17 protein-coding genes are annotated in these 19,865 nt (G+C 73.3%); 6 read left to right on the top strand and 11 right to left on the bottom strand.

The genetic code is table 11. The features are described from left to right. The first annotated feature begins 92 nt into the window (after nt 1-92). Nucleotides 93-1,682, top strand: a complete 1,590-nt coding sequence (locus ACQEVC_RS09960; protein WP_432875462.1) for an AMP-binding protein — start codon at nt 93-95, stop codon at nt 1,680-1,682. On the opposite strand, the gene ACQEVC_RS09955 is transcribed toward ACQEVC_RS09960, so the two are convergent. From ACQEVC_RS09955 to ACQEVC_RS09945, 3 genes are all read right to left on the bottom strand, one after another. Beyond that, complete coding sequence (locus tag ACQEVC_RS09955) at nt 1,683-2,291, bottom strand: hypothetical protein (protein ID WP_432875459.1); 609 nt, start codon at nt 2,289-2,291, stop codon at nt 1,683-1,685. 187 nt (nt 2,292-2,478) lie between these two features. After that, a complete protein-coding gene (purD, locus tag ACQEVC_RS09950; RefSeq protein ID WP_432875457.1) occupies nt 2,479-3,768 on the bottom strand; it encodes a phosphoribosylamine--glycine ligase in 1,290 nt (429 codons plus the stop codon). A gap of 219 nt (nt 3,769-3,987) precedes the next feature. Next, nucleotides 3,988-5,286 carry an adenylosuccinate synthase gene (locus ACQEVC_RS09945; protein WP_432875455.1) on the bottom strand — a complete coding sequence of 433 codons (1,299 nt, stop codon included), beginning with the start codon at nt 5,284-5,286 and terminating at the stop codon, nt 3,988-3,990. A 126-nt stretch (nt 5,287-5,412) separates the two neighbouring features. Here ACQEVC_RS09945 and ACQEVC_RS09940 point away from each other — a divergent pair, with 126 nt between their 5' ends. Together ACQEVC_RS09940 and ACQEVC_RS09935 are read left to right on the top strand one after the other, a co-directional pair. Further along, nucleotides 5,413-6,408 (top strand): hypothetical protein, encoded by a 996-nt coding sequence (locus ACQEVC_RS09940; protein ID WP_432875453.1) that lies wholly within the window; start codon nt 5,413-5,415, stop codon nt 6,406-6,408. A 1,033-nt stretch (nt 6,409-7,441) separates the two neighbouring features. Then, on the top strand, nt 7,442-9,268 hold the full coding sequence (locus ACQEVC_RS09935; RefSeq protein WP_432891246.1) for a chromosome partitioning protein: 1,827 nt from the start codon (nt 7,442-7,444) through the stop codon (nt 9,266-9,268). Here ACQEVC_RS09935 and ACQEVC_RS09930 read toward each other — a convergent pair. From ACQEVC_RS09930 to ACQEVC_RS09920, 3 genes are all read right to left on the bottom strand, one after another. Continuing rightward, on the bottom strand, nt 9,234-9,551 hold the full coding sequence (locus ACQEVC_RS09930; protein WP_432875450.1) for a hypothetical protein: 318 nt from the start codon (nt 9,549-9,551) through the stop codon (nt 9,234-9,236). The two genes, ACQEVC_RS09935 and ACQEVC_RS09930, sit on opposite strands and share 35 nt — an antisense overlap. Nucleotides 9,552-9,820: 269 nt before the next feature. Next, complete coding sequence (locus ACQEVC_RS09925; protein ID WP_432875447.1) at nt 9,821-10,687, bottom strand: PfkB family carbohydrate kinase; 867 nt, start codon at nt 10,685-10,687, stop codon at nt 9,821-9,823. 35 nt (nt 10,688-10,722) lie between these two features. Then, nucleotides 10,723-12,177, bottom strand: a complete 1,455-nt coding sequence (locus ACQEVC_RS09920) for a helix-turn-helix domain-containing protein (protein WP_432875444.1) — start codon at nt 12,175-12,177, stop codon at nt 10,723-10,725. A gap of 186 nt (nt 12,178-12,363) precedes the next feature. Here ACQEVC_RS09920 and ACQEVC_RS09915 point away from each other — a divergent pair, with 186 nt between their 5' ends. Continuing rightward, a complete protein-coding gene (locus ACQEVC_RS09915) occupies nt 12,364-12,810 on the top strand; it encodes an NUDIX hydrolase (protein WP_432875441.1) in 447 nt (148 codons plus the stop codon). 33 nt (nt 12,811-12,843) lie between these two features. On the opposite strand, the gene ACQEVC_RS09910 is transcribed toward ACQEVC_RS09915, so the two are convergent. Further along, on the bottom strand, nt 12,844-13,272 hold the full coding sequence (locus ACQEVC_RS09910; RefSeq protein WP_432875438.1) for a DUF3151 domain-containing protein: 429 nt from the start codon (nt 13,270-13,272) through the stop codon (nt 12,844-12,846). 305 nt (nt 13,273-13,577) lie between these two features. On the opposite strand from ACQEVC_RS09910, the gene ACQEVC_RS09905 reads away from it, so the two are divergent. After that, the gene (locus tag ACQEVC_RS09905; protein ID WP_432875436.1) at nt 13,578-14,810 is read left to right on the top strand and encodes an LOG family protein; all 1,233 of its coding nucleotides are present in this window, start codon (nt 13,578-13,580) and stop codon (nt 14,808-14,810) included. A gap of 90 nt (nt 14,811-14,900) precedes the next feature. Here the strand turns inward: ACQEVC_RS09905 and fbaA are convergent, their stop codons facing one another. Beyond that, entirely contained in the window at nt 14,901-15,929 is a 1,029-nt protein-coding gene (fbaA, locus tag ACQEVC_RS09900) for a class II fructose-bisphosphate aldolase (RefSeq protein ID WP_432875433.1), read from the bottom strand. Between the two features lie 221 nt (nt 15,930-16,150). Then, the gene (locus ACQEVC_RS09895) at nt 16,151-16,531 is read right to left on the bottom strand and encodes a phage holin family protein (RefSeq protein WP_432875429.1); all 381 of its coding nucleotides are present in this window, start codon (nt 16,529-16,531) and stop codon (nt 16,151-16,153) included. Between the two features lie 135 nt (nt 16,532-16,666). Between ACQEVC_RS09895 and ACQEVC_RS09890 the strand changes: the two genes are divergently transcribed. Beyond that, nucleotides 16,667-16,882 (top strand): hypothetical protein, encoded by a 216-nt coding sequence (locus ACQEVC_RS09890; protein ID WP_432875426.1) that lies wholly within the window; start codon nt 16,667-16,669, stop codon nt 16,880-16,882. Here ACQEVC_RS09890 and ACQEVC_RS09885 read toward each other — a convergent pair. Beyond that, nucleotides 16,873-18,447 (bottom strand): glycosyltransferase family 4 protein, encoded by a 1,575-nt coding sequence (locus tag ACQEVC_RS09885; protein ID WP_432891243.1) that lies wholly within the window; start codon nt 18,445-18,447, stop codon nt 16,873-16,875. The two genes, ACQEVC_RS09890 and ACQEVC_RS09885, sit on opposite strands and share 10 nt — an antisense overlap. Before the next feature lie 269 nt (nt 18,448-18,716). After that, a complete protein-coding gene (locus tag ACQEVC_RS09880; RefSeq protein WP_432875423.1) occupies nt 18,717-19,865 on the bottom strand; it encodes an LCP family protein in 1,149 nt (382 codons plus the stop codon).

The raw sequence follows: 19,865 nt of genomic DNA, 5'->3' as shown, positions 1-19,865 counted from the left end.
TCGAGCCCGGCCCCGGCCGAGCCGGCCCGGTGCCGTCCCGACCGGCGAACCCTCTTCCCCGAAAGCAGAACGACACCCAGCGGAGCCACTCCTTGCCCTCGGACCTCGCGTTTCTCGTCACCACGCTGACCCGGCGCGGACTACTCAAGCCCGGCTCGCCCCGGCGGGTCGCGGCGCAGCTCGGCGCGCTGCGGAACTGGGGGTTCAGCCTGGCCGGCGAACTGCGCCAGGCGGCGGCTCGGGATCCGGACCGGGTCGCGCTGATCGACGAGGAGCGCGGCGAGATCAGCTACCGGGAGCTGCTGGACCGGGCCGAACGGCTGGCCTGGTCGCTGCGGGCCCGCTACGGCGTCGCGGAGGGCGACCGGATCGGGGTGCTCTGCCGCAACCACTCCGGTCTGGTGGAGACCGCCCTCGCCGGCGGGCTGCTCGGCGCCGACATCGTGCTGGTGAACACCGGGCTCTCCGGGGCGCAGCTCGCGGCCGTCGCCGAGGAGCAACGGATCCGGCTGCTGGTGCACGACGCCGAGTTCCTCGACCGGGTGGTCGGGTTGCCGGCGGAGGTGGAGCGGGTCGACGACCGGGAGTACCCGGACCTGGTCGCCGGGGCACCGCGGGGCGAGCTGCGTCCGCCGGGCCGGGACGGCCGGACCATCGTGCTCACCTCCGGCACCAGCGGTACACCGAAGGGCGCCCGCCGGCCCACCCCGAGCGGCCTCGGCCCGCTCGTAGCGATCATCGGCCGGATCCCGCTGCACAACGGGGTCCGGATGATGATCGCCGCCCCGCTCTTCCACACCTGGGGGTACGCCGCGCTCCAGATGGCCTTCGCGCTGCGCGGCACCGTCGTGCTGCACCGCAGGTTCGAGCCGCTGGCCGCGCTGGCGGCGGTGGAACGGCACTCCTGCACGGCGCTGTTCGCCGTACCGGTGATGGTGCAGCGGCTGCTGGAGGTACCGCCGCCGGCCACCCGACCACCGCTGGAGGTGGTCGCGGTGAGCGGTTCGGCGCTGCCCGGCGGGCTGGCCACCCGGTTCATGGATCGCTACGGCGACGTGCTCTACAACCTGTACGGCTCCACCGAGGTCTCCTGGGCCGCCATCGCCACCCCGGCCGAGCTGCGCCGGGCGCCGACCACCGCCGGGCGGCCGCCGCACGGCACCCGGCTGGTGATCGTCGACCGGCGCGGCGAGCCGACCCCGACCGGCCAGGTCGGCCGGATCCTGGTCGGCAACGAACTGCTCTTCGAGGGGTACACGGCGGGCGGCCCGGAGCAGGAGGGTCGGGGTGGTGCGGTGGACGGGCGCCTGCTGGACACCGGCGACCTCGGCCACCTGGACGCCGACGGGCTGCTCTACGTGGACGGCCGCGCCGACGACATGATCGTCTCCGGTGGCGAGAACGTCTATCCGTCCGAGGTGGAGAACCTGCTCGCCGAGCTGCCCCAGGTACGCGAGGTGGCGGTGATCGGCGTTCCGGACCGGACGTACGGGCAGCGGCTGGCGGCGTACCTGGTGCTGCACCCGGGCGAGACGCTCGACCCGGACGCGGTACGCGAGTACGTCCGCCGCTACCGCGCCCGGTTCTCGGTGCCCCGAGACGTGCTCTTCGTACCGGCCCTGCCGCGCAACGCGACCGGCAAGGTGCTGACCCGGGAGCTGCGCCGCTACCACCGCGCCTGACTAGACCATCGGGATCTCGTGGACCAGTGCCGAGGCGGTCAGGGTCTTCGACCGCACCTCGCCGCCGCCGACGGTCCGGAGCTGGTAGGTGTGCTTGACGTGCTCGCCGGGGACGCCCGCGCACGGGAAGTCGATGGTCGCGGTGCCGACCGCCGGATAGGTGTCGTAGATCCCGGGTCCGTCGACGGAGAGGGTCACCTTGTCGGTGCCGGTCACCTTCCACTCCAGGATCACCGGCACCCCCGGGATGCGGTTGACGTTCGTGCCCTGGTCGCACTGCGGCTTCTGCTTGATCCGGTAGTAGACGATCGTCGGGCCGCTCGGCTTCTTGCCCGCCGTACCGTTGTTGTTGCCACCGCTGCCGGTGTTGCCGCCACCGCCGGTGTTGCCGCCACCGGGCTGGCCGCCGTGGCCCGCCGGGCTGCCGGTCGGTGCCGGCGCCGCGGCCGTCCCGTCCGGCGGGGCGCCGCCCAGGCCCGCGTCGCCGGTGGCCGGCGCCGAGCTGGCCGGTGCGGACCCACCGGTCTCGATCGTCACGCAACCGGTCGCCGCGACCGCGATCGCGCCGCCGAGGGCGACCAGGGCCGCCCGGGTCAGGTACCTGTGCATGGTCGCTCCTCCGCCACTGGGATCCCCCGAGACCGACGGCCGGGGGTGATCTCACGGTAGGAAACCCGGTGCGATCGGCGAATCACGGTTTCGTGCCAGCACGCGCGGGGCGGGTGCCGGGGCGGGCGCACCCGCAGACGGATGCCGGAGAGGGCTCAGCCGGCCGAGGGCGGGTGCCGGAGAGGGCTCAGCCGGCCGAGGGCTCCACCCGGTCGGGGGCGGCGAGCCGACCCGCCGCGGCGAGCGCCGCGATGTCGGTCCGGTGGTGCGCTCCCGGCAGGCCGATCCCGGAGACCAGCTCGTAGGCGGCCAGCCGGGCGGCGTCGACGTCGGCACCGAGGCCGGTACCGGAGAGGACCCGGCCCCCGGCGGAGACCAGCGCGCCGTCCGAGGCGCGGCGCGCGGTGCCGGCGTGCACGATCCCGGCCCGCTCGGCGCCGGTGATCACGTCACCGGTCCTGGGGGTGTCCGGATAGCCTTCCGAGGCGAGCACGACGGTGACCGCCGCACCGGCCCGCCACCGCAGCGGCGGATGCGCGACCAGCGTGCCGGTGGCCGCCGCGTGCAGCAGGCCGGCGAGCGGCGTCTCCAGCAGCGCGAGTACGACCTGCGTCTCCGGGTCGCCGAACCGCGCGTTGAACTCGATCACCCGTGGCCCGTGCCGGGTGATGGCCAGCCCGACGTAGAGCAGCCCGCCGAACGGGGTGCCCCGGCGTCGCATCTCGGCCAGGGTCGGCTCGACCACCGTGGCCATCACCTCGTCGACGGTGCCCGGGGGCAGCCACGGCAGCGGCGCGTACGCCCCCATGCCGCCGGTGTTCGGGCCGGTGTCGCCGTCGCCGACCCGCTTGAAGTCCTGGGCCGGCAGCAGCGGCAGCGCGGTCTCGCCGTCGGTGACGACGAAGAGCGAGACCTCGGGGCCGGCCAGGTATTCCTCGACGACGACCCGGCCGCATGCGGCGGCGTGGTCGAGCGCGGCCGACCGGTCCTCGGTGACCACCACGCCCTTGCCTGCGGCGAGTCCGTCGTCCTTGACCACGTACGGCGGGCCGAACTCGTCGAGCGCCTGCGCCACCAGGGCGGACCCGACGCCGGTACCGGGGTTGTCGACCGTCCGCGCCCGGGCCGTCGGCACACCCGCCGCCGCCATCACGTCCTTGGCGAACGCCTTGGAGCCCTCGATCCGGGCCGCCGCGCCGGACGGACCGAAGCAGGCGATGCCCTTTGCGCGTACCGCGTCGGCGACCCCGGCGACCAGCGGCGCCTCCGGACCGACCACGACCAGGTCGGCCTGGACCTCGACGGCGAGCGCCGCGACCGACGCCGGATCGGTGGCCTGCACCGGGCGCAGTTCCGCGACCGCCGCGATGCCCGGGTTGCCCGGTGCGGCGATCAACTGGTCGACGGCCGGGTCGGCGGCCAGGCCGAGCGCCAGAGCATGCTCCCGCCCGCCGCCACCGATGAGTAGTACGCGCACGGCCACCGATCCTACGGGTCCGGCCCGGAGCCACTCGCTCCCGGCCACGCTCGGCTCGCTCCCGGCCACGATTACCGGGGACGCGCCCCGGGCGGGCTGGATGATGGTGCCGGTGGCGTCCCGGACGGGGGCAACCGGGTTCCCGACGGGATCAACCCGGTCCCGGACGGGGGGCAACCGGGTTCCCGACGGATCAACCTGGTCCCGGGCGGGGCTCGCTCAGCTTCTGGCCGGGATCAGCTCGTGCCGGACGATGTTCTCCTCCCGGCCGGGGCCGACGCCGACCACGCTGACCCGGGTCCGGCACAGCTCCTCGATCCGGGCCAGGTAGCGACGGGCGTTCTCCGGCAGCTCCGCTTCGGAGCGCGCCTTGGAGATGTCCTCCCACCAGCCGTCCAGCTCCTCGTAGATCGGCTTGGCGTGGTGGATCGCGGTCTGCGTCATCGGCATGTCGTCGTACCGCTTGCCGTCGATCTCGTAACCGACGCAGATCGGTACCTTCTCCATCCCGGAGAGGACGTCGAGCTTGGTGACGACCAGGTCGGTGATGCCGTTGAGCCGGACGGCGTACCGGCCGATCACCGCGTCGAACCAGCCGCACCGGCGCTCCCGGCCGGTGGTGGTGCCGTACTCGGCGCCGACCTTGCGCAGGTGCGCGCCGTTGTCGTCGAAGAGTTCGGTCGGGAACGGCCCCGACCCGACCCGGGTGGTGTACGCCTTCGTCACCCCGATCACCTGGTTGATCGCCATCGGCGGGATGCCGGCCCCGACACAGGCGCCGCCGACCGTCGGGTTGGACGAGGTGACGAAGGGGTACGTGCCGTGGTCCATGTCGAGCATGGTGGCCTGGGCACCCTCCAGCAGCACCGTCTCGCCCCGGTCCAGGGCGTCCCAGAGGATCACCCGGGTCTCCGCGATGTACGGCCGCAGCCGCTCCGCGTAGCCGAGGTATTCCTCGGTGACCGCGTCCACGTCGAGCGCCTTGCGGTTGTAGACCTTGAAGAGCATCTGGTTCTTCTCCCGCAGGGCGAGTTCCAGCTTCTTGCGCAGGATGCCCGGGTCGAGCAGGTCCTGCACCCGGATGCCCATCCGGGCCACCTTGTCGCCGTACGCCGGGCCGATGCCCCGGCCGGTGGTGCCGATCCGGGACGAGCCGAGGTAGCGCTCGACCACCCGGTCCAGCGCCCGGTGGTGCGGCATGATCAGGTGCGCGTCGCCGGAGATCCGCAGCCGGGAGACGTCCACGCCCCGCTCGGCCAGCCCGTCGATCTCGGAGATCAGCACCTTCGGGTCGACGACCACGCCGTTGCCGATCACGATCACCGCGCTCGGTGAGAGCGCGCCCGACGGCATCAGGTGCAGCGCGTACTTCTGCCCGTCCGGGGTCACCACCGTGTGTCCGGCGTTGTTGCCGCCGGAGTAACGGACGACGTAGTCGACCCGGTCACCCAGCAGGTCGGTAACCTTGCCCTTGCCCTCGTCGCCCCACTGCGCCCCGATGAGCACGATCGCCGGCATCTCTAAACCCGCCTCCAGGGGGCTCGGGTGCCAGGTGGCGACCGCGTGGCGAGCCCGAGGTGTCAGGCTAACAAAAAGTGACGACCCGGCCGGCAGAGGCCGGCTGGCGGCAGGAGGCGACTCCCGGTGTACGACGTGGTACTGCTCACCCTCGCCCCGGGGGAGGACGACCCGGCGGGCTGTGGCGCGGGCGGCGACTGCTGTTCGTCCGGTGCGGCACCCGACCGGGCGGACTGCGCGGACACCCCACGGGTACCCGTACTGGCCTGCGCGGACGCGATCACCGAGCGCGGCGCCCGGGTCGAGACCGTGACCGCCCGGTCGGATCGGGAGATCGACGCGGTGCTGGCCCGGCTGGACGGTCCGCCCCGACCGGACGGGCTCGACTGGCCCGATCCGGACGGCAAGACCCGACTCGTGATCGCTACAGCGAGTGACGCGCAGCTACGCGCCGTCATGCGTCGGCTGGTCCGCCGGTACGCCCCGCCGCCCAGCCGCCGTCCGGCCGACCTCGCCGACAACCGGACCGTGCCGGACCTGCCGGCGATCGGCGTACTGCCGCTGGACCCGAGCCGGTCGACGGCGTCCGAGCCGCCCCGGGACCTCGCCGGGCAACTCGGCCTGCCCCGCGAACCGGCGGCGGTCGCCGCGGCCGTACTCGACGGTCGGGTACGCCGCCTCGACCTGCTCCGCAACGACGGCGGCTCGGTCACCCTGGACGGGGCGCTGCTCGGTGCCGCCAACGACGCCGGCACCCCGTTGGCCTGGCGTGGCCGGGTGGAGGTCGACGACACCGTGCTGTCGGCCGGCGACGATCCGCTGTTCGCCTGTGCGATCGGCAACGCAGGCGGCTACGCCGAACTCGGCGGGGTACGCCTGCTGTCCACAGCGGACCCGGCCGACGGCGCGGTCGAGGTCGCGGTGGCCGTACCGGTGGCCGCCCGGACCCGCTGGGGCCGCCGGACGGTACGCCTCGAGGTGCGCCGGGCCCGGGGTCGTGCGGTCGCGGTCACGCCCCGCGATCCGGAGGTTCCGTTCCTGGACGACGGGGTAACGGGCACACTGACCCGCAAGCGATCGTGGTGGATCGAGCCGGGGGCATGGGCGGTGTACGACCACTGATCTGTTGTGGAAGGCTGTACGTGGGGACCTCCGTGCCCGGCCCGAGGCCGATCGGCGGGCATATCCTCGGGTGTGGGAGGGAGGTAGCTAGGCCGTGGTGAACAATCATGGAGACCGGGTGTACGTGCCGGGCCAGGTGCCGGCGGCGCCGCAGGAGGCCGAGCCGCTGTGGCCGCCGGACGAGATCGTCGCCGAGCCCCGTGACGAGTCCAATCCGATCAGTTGGGCGCCGACGCCGCCACCGCCACCGGACGCGACCCCACCGGGCCCGATGGCCGGGGTGCCGCAGCCCGTCGCGCACCAGCCCTACCAGGGCACTCCGCCACCTGCGGTTCCCGCTCCGCCACCCCCGATCCCGATGCCCCCGGTCCCGGCCGTACCGCCCACCTTCTCCCCGGTGCCGATCCCGCCCGGGCCACCCGTTCCGCAGCCGCCGGTCCCGCCGGTGACCGCCGTACCGGTGCACCCGCCGGCACCGCCCGTGCACCCACCGGCACCGCCCGTGCACCCACCGGCACCGCCCGTGCACCCACCGGCACCGCCCGTGCCGGCGCCGCCACCGCCCGGTCCGGTCCCGAGCACCGGCCCGGCGGTGGATCCGGTGCACTCGCCGACCCGGGTCTGGCCCACGGTCGTCCCGGGCAACCATGGCCGGGCCTCGGTGGGTACCGGCGACATCCGCCGCCCCGACACCTCCGGCCGGCCGGAGAACACCGGTGACCCGGAGGCGGCCGGCCGGACCCGGCCGGGATCCCCGGACCGGCCGGCGACCGGCGAGGAGCGCACCGGCGGCACCGGTACGGCCGATCCTCGGGCCGCCGGCAAGGCGAGTGTGAGCCCCACCGCCGGCAAGGCGACCGTCAGCCCGATGAGCCCGACCGCAGGCAAGGCGTCCGCCTCTCCGACCGCCGGCAAGGCGACGGTGAGCCCGACCGCGGGCAAGGCGACGGTCGGGCCGGCGAGCGGGGCGAACCCGGCCGTCCCGACCGGCGGCGCCGCCCCGGGCGGCGGGGCGAACTCGACCAGCGGCACCATTCCGACGAACGGATCCACTCCGACCAGCGGCGCGACCCCGACCAGCGGGACGGCTTCGACCAGCGGCGCGACCCCGACCAGCGGGGCAGCTTCGACCAGCGGCGCGATTCCGGTGAGCGGGGCGGCGGGCGGAGGCGCCGGGGCGGCCCAGTCCTCGTCCGGTCCCGCGCAGAGCGGGTCGGCGACCAGCCAGGGCAGCGGTGCCGGGGCGGCCGAGGCCGGCGTGGCGCAGCCGGAGGCCGAGCCGGCCGAGCAGCGGGAATCCGCCCGGTCCGCCGAACCGGCCCGGGGCCGGGCGACGCTGCCGGCCACCAGCCGGTCCCAGCCGGACGGCGGCCCAGCCCGGCCGCCCGCCGAGTCACCGTGGGCGCAGCCGCCGCAGCGACCGCTCGGCCCGCAGCAGGGCGCGGCGGCACCGGTGGCAGCACAACCGGTCCCGCCACCGCCGGTGCCTCCGCAGCCGGTCCCGGTGCAGCCGGTCTCCGGCCCCGGTCCCGACCCGGCGACCGGATCGGCTCCGCCGGTCGGCCCGTATCCGCCCACGATCACGCCGGGCCCGTACTCGGCGGCGGCGCGTCCGGTGTCGGCCTATCCGCCGCCGGGCCCGCCGCAGCCGCCACCTCCTCCGGGGCACCCGGCGTACCCGCCGCAGCCGGCGGACCAGCCCGGTCCGCCCGGTTATCCGAGCCAGCCCGGCTATCCGAGCTATCCGCCCCCGCCGGTACCCGGCCCGCAGTCCGGCTGGGCGCCGCCGCCGGTGCCCCCGGTCCCGCCGCACCCCGGGGTGACCGAGGTGCCGCAGCAGCCGTACGCCGAGTCGGCCGGGGTGCAACGGGTGCCGCCACAACCGGCGAACGCCTACCCCGATCCGCTCTGGACGCCGGACTCCGGCACGCCCACCGCCGAGGACTTCGCCCGGCGCCGGGCGGTACGCCCCGCCGACCCGATCGCACAGATGGGGGTACGCGCCGCGGTCAACAAGACCACCCTGGGGCTGGTGAAGCTCGCTCCGGGACGGCACGAGCAGGAGATCAAGCAGGACATCGAGATGATCCGCCGCAACTTCGGCGGGCTCCGGCAGGTGACGGTCGTCAACCCCAAGGGCGGTGCCGGCAAGACGGTGGCGATCCTGCTGCTGGCGATGACCTTCGGGCAGAAGCGCGGCGGGTACGTGCTGGCCTGGGACAACAACGAGACCCAGGGCACCCTGGGGATGCGGGCCCAGCAGGACTTCCACTCCCGCACGGTGCGGGACATGCTGCGCGACCTGTACCAGTTCAAGGGGGCGCACGGCGGCCGGGTCGGTGACCTGTCGCAGTACGTACGGTCGCAGAGCGAGGGCATGTTCGACGTCCTCGCCTCGGACGAGTCGGCGACCGGCGGCGAGATGCTCACCGCCGCCGCCTTCGCGGAGATCCGCGAGGTGGTCAGCCGGTTCTACAAGTTGATCTTCGTGGACACCGGGAACAACGTCCGGGCCCAGAACTGGCAGGCGGCGATCGACGCCACCGACCAGCTCGTGGTGACCATGTCGGCCCGGAACGACTCCGCCGAGACGGCCGCCCGGATGCTCGACCACCTGGAGCAGAGCGGCCGGCAGCGGCTGGTCCGCCAGGCGGTCACGGTGGTCTCCATGCCACCGTCCCGCAAGGAGATCGACCTGCCGGCGATCCAGCGGCACTTCGCCGCCCGCACCAGGGCGGTACTGCTGGCCCCGTACGAGCGGTTGATCGACACCGGCGAGCCGATCCGGTACGCCCAGCTCTCGTCCGCGACCCGGGACGCCTGGCTCAAGATCGCGGCTTCGGTGGCCGAAGGGCTCTGACCAGCCTGGACGCCAACAGGATCAGCGGGCGGCGGTGCCCGTACCCGAGCACGGGCCGGCCGTCGAACCGGGCCGGCAGGTTCCAGGCGACCCGGTTCACCCGATCCGGTTGGGCGAGCGGAGCCGGGCCGGGTGCCCCGACACGAGCCGCGTCGACGGCTTCGGTCGGAGCCGCGCCGGGAGCGTAACCGCCCCGCTGGTTCGGGTACGCCGTCGCCGGCCCGACCGCGTCGACCACCCGCACGTCCTGGCCGCGCCGCCGGGGCCACCATCTTCTGGACACCGTCCTCCTCCCGTCCTGGACACGGGACGCGGCGGCCGGGTCTCTTCGGGCGCCGACCGCCGCATCCGGACCGAGGGTCGGGACCGGCGCCTCGGAGGGCGCGGGCACCGATCCCGACCAGCAGTTCGCCGCCCGACTTGCCGATCGGAGGGCTTACCGGCAGTCAATCCGGACCGGGGCGTTGTCGGGAACTGCCGACCGCGGCCGCCGACAATCTGGCGACCGAGGCCGCGACCGCATCGCAGACACCGGCGTACGACTATCCGGCGTCACCGCTCGGCTGGTCGAAGATCCGGCCCGTCGACCTGCACCGCCATCGCTCCGGCGGTCACCGCGTCGGTCACCGCCGCTGGCAGCGGATGTCCTTCCGCGAGCCGCGCCGCCAGGGCACCCAGGAAGGCGTCCCCAGCACCGCTGGTGTCGACCACGGACACCCGCCGGGCGTCGATCAACCCCGTGCCGTCGTCGGAGGCGTAGGCGGCACCGCGTGCCCCGGCGGTCACCACCGACGTACGGGGGCCCAGGGCGCGTAGCTCGCATGCCAGTACGACCGGATCGTCGTCGCGCCGACCGAGGATCGCCGCCGCCTCATGTTCGTTGGCGACGAAGACGTCGAGCCCGGCGAAGACCGCCGGCCCGATGTCCGGGTGCGGTACGAGATTGCCGATGAGCAGCCGGGCGCGCTGCTCCCGCAGGACCGCGTCAACGGCCTCCGGCCGCAGGTCGAGCTGTGTCACCACGACAGACGGACTCACCCGCCGGAAGCGGGTCCGCACGTGCTGCCCGGTCAGTTCGGTCTCCGGAGAGAGTGCCAGCACCACGTAGCTCTCCCCGTCGGGCGTGACCTCGACGATCGCCACGCCGGTCCGGGCTGAGGAAAGGAGTTGGAAGCAGGACTGCTCCACCGGGGCTTGCCGGAGCGTTCTGATCAGGAGACGGCCCCAGTCGTCCGCGCCGGCGTTCGCGAGCAGGGCGACCCGGGCGCCCGCGCGAGCGGCGGCAACCGCCTGGTTGAGCCCCTTACCGCCAGCGGTGGTCAGCACCGGCGAGCCAAATGCCGTACGACCGGGCGTCGGACGGTGGGGTATCCGTACCGTGATGTCGACGTTGGCACGCCCCACGACGAGCACGTCCACAGCCGCCGACCGCGAGTCGTCAGGCCGGCGGCCGGTCACGGCCGGACGGCCAACTGGTCGAGCAGGTCCTTGACCGCCGGTCGTGCGCGGAACGCTCCCAGGTGGCTTCCGAGCGCGGAGATCTCCTGGCGGATACGGGCCGATCCGGTCCTGTCGGCCAGTGCCAGGGCAGCAGCTCCGACCGTGGCAGCCTGGTCGGGTTCCGCAGCCGCCAAATAAGCGTGCGCCGTCCGGGCCAGGTAGCGGCCACGCTCCCGTTGGTAACCGGCGGGCCACTCACGGATCGCCGCGGTGAGGCTGGCGACGGCGCGGCGCGGATCGTTCAACCGCAACCAGCCTTCGCCCTCGTTCGCCGAGAGGTACGCGGAGGTGCAGAAGGAGCCGAACGCATCGCCGTCGGTGCTGCCTTGCTCGACAAGGCAACGGGCCTGATGGAGAGCGGCCTGGAAGCCGTGACGGTCACCGCCGATGGCGTTGCCCCGGGCGTACAGGACGGCGGCGAACGCCCGCACCGGCGCCGGTGCGCCACTGGTACGCGCCGCAGCCCGACCCAGCCCGATCACCCGGTCCTCGTCGTCGGTGCCGATCGCGCGTTGCGCCTTCCGGGCCAGCACGTACGCGCAGAGTTCCCGGTCGTCAGACTCCTGCGCCATGCTCACCGCACGATCCAGCAGGCGGGCTCCCGCCTCCCGATTCCCGAGGTCGTCGTTGAGCCAGCCACCGAACTCATGCCAGCTCGCCTCCGTACTCAGCAGTTGATCACGCAGGCCTCCCCGGGCTTTCCTGCGCAACTCCGCAATGATTGCGATCTGTTGCTGCACCGTCGACAAGATGCTCAGTCCGCCGAGTCGGTTGTCAGCCCGTACGAGAAGTGCGCGCAGCGCCGCGAAGTGGCTGACCACGGCCGGGTCGACCGTTCGTGGCACGGCGACGCCGAGGACGGTCGATGCCGAGGTCGTGACGGCACCGGCTGTCAGCTCCAACAGGGCGCGACGGCTGACCCTGAATGCCCGTGCAGGTCCGTCCGACACGACCGTCAGAGTAACGGTTTCGCCGTCGATCATGCCTGCCTCGGACGGCTCACAGACGGAGGCGTCGGGCATCGGTAGCGACATCCATTCCGATCCCGATGCCGGAATGCTCGCACCGTTGCCTGGCTGCTCGTCGGTCGGCGGCAACAAACCGGCCATCCTGGCCGCACGTTGCCGTTCGCGGGCCCGGGCGAGACCCGTCTTGTATCGCCGCTCCAACTCCGCCACCTGCCGATAGCCCGCCAGCAGCGCCCCGCCGGCCGACAGGCCCCGGTCGGCAGCCTCCCAGAAGCTCTGTGGTGCCTGTTCCCGGCCCGTCTCTATGTTCGCGACGGCGCTCCGCGAGTAGCCGATCCGCGGGCCGAATCCGGCCTGGGTCAGCCCGGCGGCCTTACGCCAGGCGGAGAGTTGCCGGCCGAGGTCTCGCTGCGCCTCGGCCACCTGTTCCGGCGTGGTCATCGGTGGCACCGCCAATCCGGATCGTGATCGGCACGTCACTGGATTTTCGCAGACTCCGCAAGTGTGCGGACGTCGCGCAGCGCCGCCAGTCGAGTCGTACCATCTGCCAGCCGCCTCCGCAGCCACCAGAGTTATGACACGGCGAGCCGCTCGGATCGGCCGGGTACGCGCGCCTACCGTCGACGGATGGCGGCGCCGACTCATCCGGTCGATGTACTACTCATCCTCACCCACAGCGATCATGTGCTGCTCGCGCTCCGCGACGGCACCGGGTACGCGGACGGGCAGTGGAACCTGCCCAGCGGCAAGTTGGAGGCCGGCGAGGACGCCCGCAGTGCCGTCATCCGGGAGGCAAGGGAGGAGATCGGGATGCACCTCGATCCGGCGGAGGTGCGGCTGGCGGTGACCGTGCACCACCGCAGCCCCGGCGGACAGGGCCGGATCGGTCTTGTCTTCACCGCCGCATACGAACCCGAGCGACACGACGAGCCGGTCAACGCTGAACCGCACAAGTGCGCCAAGATCCAATGGACGCCGGCAGAGCTGCTGCCGAGCAACACCTACAGCCACAGCCGCGTGGCGGTGGCCGCCTATCGGGCCGGTGACACCTTCCGGCTCGACGGCTGGTCGTAGCCGCTCCGGAGCGTCCACCGCCCCGGCTGTGGGTCAGGTGCCGGAGAGGGCGTCGCCGGCGGCCGGATCACAGTCGCGGAGGAACTGCGCGCAGCGGGCCGCCTCGTCGGACTCGCCGATCTCGCCGGCCGCCCGGGACAGCACGTGCAGGCAGCGCAGGAAACCCTGGTTCGGCACGTGGCTCCACGGCACCGGACCGTGGCCCTTCCAGCCGCTGCGGCGGAGCTGGTCCAGACCCCGGTGATAGCCGGTGCGCGCGTACGCGTAGGCGGCGACGACCTGATCGGAGCCGAGCGCCCGCGCGGCCAGGGCCGCCCAGGCCGCGCTGAACGTCGGGTGCTGCGCGGCGGCCGAGGCGTACGCCTCGTCGGTGTCCGCCGCCCGGGCGGCGGCGAGCGCGGCCTCGGCGGCGTCGTCTGCGGGAAGCAGGGTGGCCGGCGGTTCGGGCAAGAGGTTCTGCATCGGACCATTCAACCCGGCCGTCACCGGCTCCGGCGAGCGGGGTGTGTCACGTCGGATGACTGAACGGCTGAGGGATCCGTCACGCGTGCGGCCGGTGCGGTTCGGGCGGCACTGGACTACAAATAGAGATCCGGAGCCTCCCCAGGACCCGGTAACAGAGAGCCCGGCGACCTGGTGTCGCCGGGCTCTCGCCGGTTTGCTGCCGCCCTGTGCTCGGCTTACCGTTTCGGCCCGCCACGAGCCCGCCCCGAGCCCGCCGTGGGGTCCGGCGCAAGCCGGTTGCCGGGTCGGGGCAAGATGGCGGGGTGCCCACCCCGCCCCCCGCCGACGTGCTCGAACCGCACGACGACACCGCCGACGAAATCGAGTCGCGCGCCGAACTGGATCTCCACCTCCGGAGCGGCAGCCTCGCCGGGCTGACCGTGCAGGGTCTCCGGCTGGATCTCGACCCGGTGCCGGACCTGACCGCGGTCGACCTGACCGGCACCCTCTTCGCGGGGTGCCGGTTCGTCTCCCGGGAGGTGGAGGCGGAGCTGGTCCGGCGCGGGGCGACCGTGGTACCCGACTTCGCGGCGCTGCCGTACCCGACGCACCCGTCCCGGCTCTACACCGCCGGGGAGCTGGCCGCCGGGTTCGACACCGGCGGCTTCGCCGGGATGTACGACACCGTGGTCTACGAGCACTTCCGCAGTCATGGCGGTGCGCTGCCGGAGCTGCGGGAGGCACTGGCCCAGCGGCTGCACGACCACGCCGTCGACAACGCGCTGGCCGACGCCACCCGCACCTGGCTGGCCCGGCACGGCCCGGCTTCCGTGGTCGGGGTGATGGGCGGGCACGCGGTGCCGCGCGGCACCTCGGCGTACCGGCTGGCCGCGACGCTCGGCTGGGAACTGGCCCGGGCCGGCCGGCTGGTGGTGACCGGCGGCGGCCCGGGGGTGATGGAGGCGGCGAACCTGGGCGCCTACCTCTCCGAACGCCCGGCGACCGACCTCAGCTCGGCGATCGACCTGTTGGCCACCGCGCCGGACTTCACCGACCACGACCCCTACACGGCCGCCGCGCTCCGGGTGCGGGCCCGGTACGAACCGGCGGTACCGCAGGCCCGCAACGGCAACGGCAACGGCAAGCGGGGCGCCGACCCGGACGGCTGGGCCCGGCGCGGTGGGCTCGCCATCCCCACCTGGCTGTACGGGCACGAGCCGGCGAACCTCTTCGCCGGCCGGATCGCCAAGTATTTCTCCAACGCGATCCGGGAGGACACCATCCTCCGGCTGGCCCGGGGCGGCATCGTCTTCGCCGCCGGTCGGGCCGGCACCGTGCAGGAGGTGTTCCAGGCGGCCACCAAGACGTTCTACGGCACCGACGGCGACAGCGGGCCGTACGTCTTCCTGGACAGCGCGTTCTGGACCCGGACCCTGCCGATCGAGGCGCTGCTGCGCCCGCTGCTGGCCCTCGCGCCCGCCGGTGACCTGGCCCGTTCGGTGCACATCACCGACGACGTACACGAGGCCGTCCGGCTGCTCACCGCCACGCCGTAACGGGGGCGACCCCGCCCGGGGCGGGTGGGCCTGGCCGGTGCCGGGATCGGCGACCGTGGCCCCACCCGCCGCCGGGGTGGACTGCCGGAACTACTTGGCCAGCGTCGTACCGGTCGAGCGCAGGTGCTCGCACGCCTCGACGACCCGCTGCGCCATGCCCGCCTCGGCCGCCTTGCCCCACACCCGGGGGTCGTACATCTTCTTGTTGCCGACCTCGCCGTCGACCTTGAGCACGCCGTCGTAGTTGCGGAACATGTGGTCCGCCACCGGCCGGGTGAAGGTGTACTGCGTGTCGGTGTCGATGTTCATCTTCACCACGCCGTAGTCGAGCGCCTCGCGGATCTCCTCCAGCAGCGAGCCGGAGCCGCCGTGGAAGACCAGGCTGAGCGGCTTGTCGCCCTTGTTGTACTTGGCGCCGACCGCCTGCTGGATCTCGTTGAGGATCTCCGGGCGGAGCTTGACGTTGCCGGGCTTGTAGACGCCGTGCACGTTGCCGAAGGTCAGTGCCGCCATGTAGCGGCCCTTCTCACCGAGGCCGAGCGCGTCGACCATGGCGATGCCGTCCTCGACGGTGGTGTAGAGCTTCTCGTTGATCGCGTTCTCGACACCGTCCTCCTCGCCGCCGACCACGCCGACCTCGATCTCCAGCACGATGTGCCCGGCCGCCGCCTCGTCGAGCAACTGCGACGCGATCTCCAGGTTCTCCCCGACCGGTACGGCGGAGCCGTCCCACATGTGCGACTGGAACAGCGGCTCCTCGCCCCGGGCCACCCGCTCCTTGGAGATCGCCATCAGCGGGCGGACGAACTTGTCGAGCTTGTCCTTCGGGCAGTGGTCGGTGTGCAGCGCGATGTTGACCGGGTAGTTCTTGGCCACCTCGCGGGCGTACGCGGCGAAGGCCACCGCACCGGTCACCATGTTCTTCACCGTCGGGCCGGAGAGGTACTCCGCGCCGCCGGTGGAGACCTGGATGATGCCGTCGCTCTCCGCGTCGGCGAAGCCGCGCAGCGCCGCGTTCAGCGTCTGCGAGGACGTCACGTTGATCGCCGGGTACGCATACCGGCCCGCCTTGGCGCGGTCCAGCATCTCGGCGTAGACCTCGGGGGAAGCGATGGGCATGTGAAACGCTCCTTACTAACCGCTCTCGGCCTGCTCGGCCGCTGTCTGGATGATCTCTTCCCACCTCCCCTCGCGGCCGGTGGTCGCGGCTGAGGGTCGATGCGCGGGCGCCGCGCGGTTCAGGTGGGAAAAGACTCGATGGGTGCGCCCGGACCGCGCTGTCCTCCGCCCCGAAGTATCCCGTAGTCCGCTCGCGCCAATTCAACCCACCCGGCCCCGGCTCAGCGTTCGGACCGGCCCGGCCACACGACACCGATCAGCCAGCTCACCACCGCCATCACGATCGCCCCGTAGAAGGCCGGCCAGAAGCCGTCGATTTCGAACGGTAGGTCGAACACGTGCGCGATCCAGTCCGTGAGCAGGAAGAGCAGCGCGTTGACGACCAGCGCGAAGAGTCCCAGCGTCAGCACGTAGAAGACGCAGCCGACGACGTGGATGATCGGCTTGAGCACCGCGTTGACCACCCCGAAGATGAACGCCACGACGAGTACGGTGAGCGCGTTCTCTCCGGCGGACCCCCCGGTCAGCTCGATACCGGGCACCACCAGGCTGGTGATCCACAGCGCCAACGCACCGATCACCAGCCTGATCAGGAAGCCCACCGCCTCATCGTGGCACGCGTTCCGGACCCGGACGGGCGGTTTAGCCCGCTCCGGGACCGGGCACGGTGCTCCGGGTACGGACCACCCGATCAGCCCGTACGGTGGAACCAGCGGCACCAATCGGCAGGAGTAGACATGGGCCAGCCCGACGAGGACTTCGCTCCCGGCGACCACCTGACCCCGGACGAGCGCGACCCGGAGGCGCCGGCCGCGGACGCCGTGGAGCAGGCGACGGTCGCGAACCCGAACAACGAGGAGCAGCCGGCCGTGCGGACCGGGCTGGAGGTCAACGACTGGGACGCCCTGGAGCAGGCCCAGGTCGTCGGCACCGAGGACGACGACTACCGCTGAGCCGCCGGCACCGGTAGCCCGTCCGGACGTCCCGCCACCGTCAACGGCCGGGCGGGAGTTCCCGCCGGTTCGGGCGCGCCGGAGAGCAGCCGGCGGTAGATCCCGGTGAGGATCTCGGCCTGGGCCGCCCAGGTCCAACCTTCCAGCAGTCCCGGCCGGTCGTACGCGGCCCGGTAACGCTCCCGGTCTGCCAGTACCGCCCGGACCGCCCGGGCGTAGTCGGCGACGTCCCGGGCCCGGAAGACCTCGCCCTGCCCGGTCGACCGGACCGTACCGGCCATCGTCTTCACATCGCTGACCACCAGCGGCAGCCGGGCGTGCGCGTACTCGAAGAACTTGGTGATCAGCGCGATCTCGTGGTTGGGCCAGTGGTGGATCGGGATCGCCCCGACGTCCGCTCCGGACAGGAACGGCACCACCTGCCAGTGCTCGACGTACGGCAGCACGTGCACCCGGTCGGCGACACCGATCCGGTGGGCGCGCGCGACGAGCTTGCGCACGTACTGGAGGTCGGGGTTCACCACCAGCGCGGTGTGCACCCCGGGCAGCTCGGGCAGGGCGTCGACCATGGTACGCAGGCCACGCTGCTCGGCGGCGCTGCCGCTGTAGACCACCAGCGGAACGTCGGGCCCGACCCCGCAGCGCTGCCGCAGGTCCGGAACGCCCCCGTCCGCCCCGCCCGGGGCGTGCTCGGCGGCGGGCGCGTTCAGCACCACCGCCGGCTGCTCGTCGAGGTGGTGCTCCGCGCGGAGCAGGTCGGCGAGCGCGTCGGAGACGGTGACCACGGCGTCGGCGTACGGGGCGTACTCGCGCTCGTGCGCCCGCATGGCGGGCAGCCAGCGGATGTGCGGCTGCCACGGCCGGATGCCCGGCAGGAACTCGTGGGCGTCCCAGACCAGCTTGACCGGCCGGCCGGCGGCCTGCGCCCTGATCTTGGCCCGGGCACCCACCCCGACCATCCGGAAGTCGTTGGCGTGGATCAGGTCCGGCGCCAGCTCGTCGACCACCGGCCCGTACGCCAGCTCGTAGTCCCAGAGTCCCGGTTCGAGCCGGCGCCAGGCCCCGTCGCCCATGGTCAACTGCCAGAACAGCGTGTACGCGCGGTCCCACGGGTTGCGGTAGCGACGGCCGTAGAGGCCCCGGTTGTGCATCTTCGTCCGGACCCAGACCCAGCGGCCGGCCAGGGCGGCCAGCACCAGCCGGAACCGGAGCCAGAGTTCCGCCGCACGGTCGCGCCGGCCCGCCCGGGCGGCCAGTTCGAGCTGGGCGCCCCGGAACCGCAGGTCCGCCCGCCAGGCGGCGACCTGTTGGGCCCGGTGTTCGGCGATCCCGTTCGGCGGGTAGCCGAGCGGCCAGCGCAGCCAGGCGCGCCGGTACTGGTGACGCTTGCGGAACAGCGGCTCCGGCATCGGCAGCAGCCGGACCTGCGCCCGGCCGAGCTGCCAGCTCTGCGGCGCCATGGTCGGCGACCGGCCGAGCAGGATCACCTCCCAGCCGGCGTCCGCCGCCGACCGGGCCTGCTTCTGCACCCGGGAGTCCCCGTTGACGCCGTTGTCGACCAGCATGACGATCCGGCCCGGCGAGTGGCGGCCTGCCCCGGCATCGTCAGGCGTCATCTCGGCTCCGTCCCACGCACCGCCCCACGGACCCGGCGAGTGTACGGGCCAACCTCGGCAACCAGGGCGGGGCCACATGACGCGGAGATGAACAGCGCGCGACAGGAACCAGCCGGGCCGGGCCGGTGAACCTTTCCACCTTCCCGCTGCGGTCCGGCCCTATCGCACGGGCGCCGCGCAATTCAGGGTTGAAAAAGGTTCACCGAGGTGGAAAGGGTTCACCGGGTGACCCGTTCCGGGTGCTTGCCGACCCATTCGGCCAGGGCGTCCCGACGGAACGCGTCGAACAGGCTGCGGCTCTGGGCCGGGTCCAGGCTCTCGACCTCGCCCACCGGTCCACGGTCCGGGTGGTACGTCCAGCCGATCCCCACCGCGTCCGCCGCGGCCACCGTCCGCAGCGCGCCGAACAGTTCCTGCGGGGTCATCCCGTCGAGGTCGAGGGTGAGGTTCCGGCCGAGCGCCCGGACGATCTCCGCGACCCGGACCGGATCGAGCCCGTCGGCCGGATCGGTGACCTCGTGCAGCAGCGCCTCGGCGAACCGCTGGCCGTTGCGGTCCCGGTCGTGCGCCCCCTGGTCCAGCCGGTACCGCTGGCGCAGCAGGTCCTGCGCGGCGGCGCCGTCGAGCTGCTGGCAGCCGGCCGGGAAGACCCGGGCGGTGTGGTGGGACCGCACCTGCTCCGGCAGGCACACCCGGACCCCGCCGACCGCGTCGGTGAGCTGGCGCAGTCCGGCGTAGGTCAGCGTCGCGGTCGCGTCGAACCGGATCCCGGTCAGCGCGCTGACCGTCCGCTCGGTCAGCGCGGCGCCGGCCGCCAGGTCGGGCCGGCTCCCCGGCCGGTGACTGCCGAGGTAGAACGCGGCACTGAGCTTTCCGAAGCCGTGCCCGGGCACCTCGACGCCGAGGTCCCGGGGCACCGAGACGAGATAGAGCCGGCTCCGGTCCGCCGGCACGTGCACCAGCAGCACGGTGTCCGCGCGGTGGCCGTTGCTCCGGCCGTCCCCGCCGTCGACACCGAGGACGAGGAAGTTCAGCGGCTCGACCGGGCCGGTCGGCCGGGCCGCGAGCGGCGGCGCGGCGACCTCCGGCACCGGCGGCACCCCCACGGTACGACCGAACGTCGGCACCGCGAGCACGCCGAGCATGGCGAGGGCGACCCCGGCGACCTGGGCGGCGCGCCGGCGGCGTCGTCGGCGTACCACCCGACGGTCGATCGCCGCGCGCAGCGGCCCGGCCTCCGGGGTCAGCGACTCGTACCGGACGAACGCCGCCCGCAACTCCTGCTCGACCAGCCGTGGATCCGGGCCGGCACCCGACTCGTCCGGCCCCGGCGAGTCGTCGAACACCAGAATGTCGTCGTCGCTCAT

Source organism: Plantactinospora sp. CA-294935, assembly GCF_050936445.1.
GTDB lineage: Bacteria > Actinomycetota > Actinomycetes > Mycobacteriales > Micromonosporaceae > Plantactinospora.
Note: the sequence above shows the minus strand (reverse complement) of the source record. Positions and strands in the feature narration are given on the sequence as shown.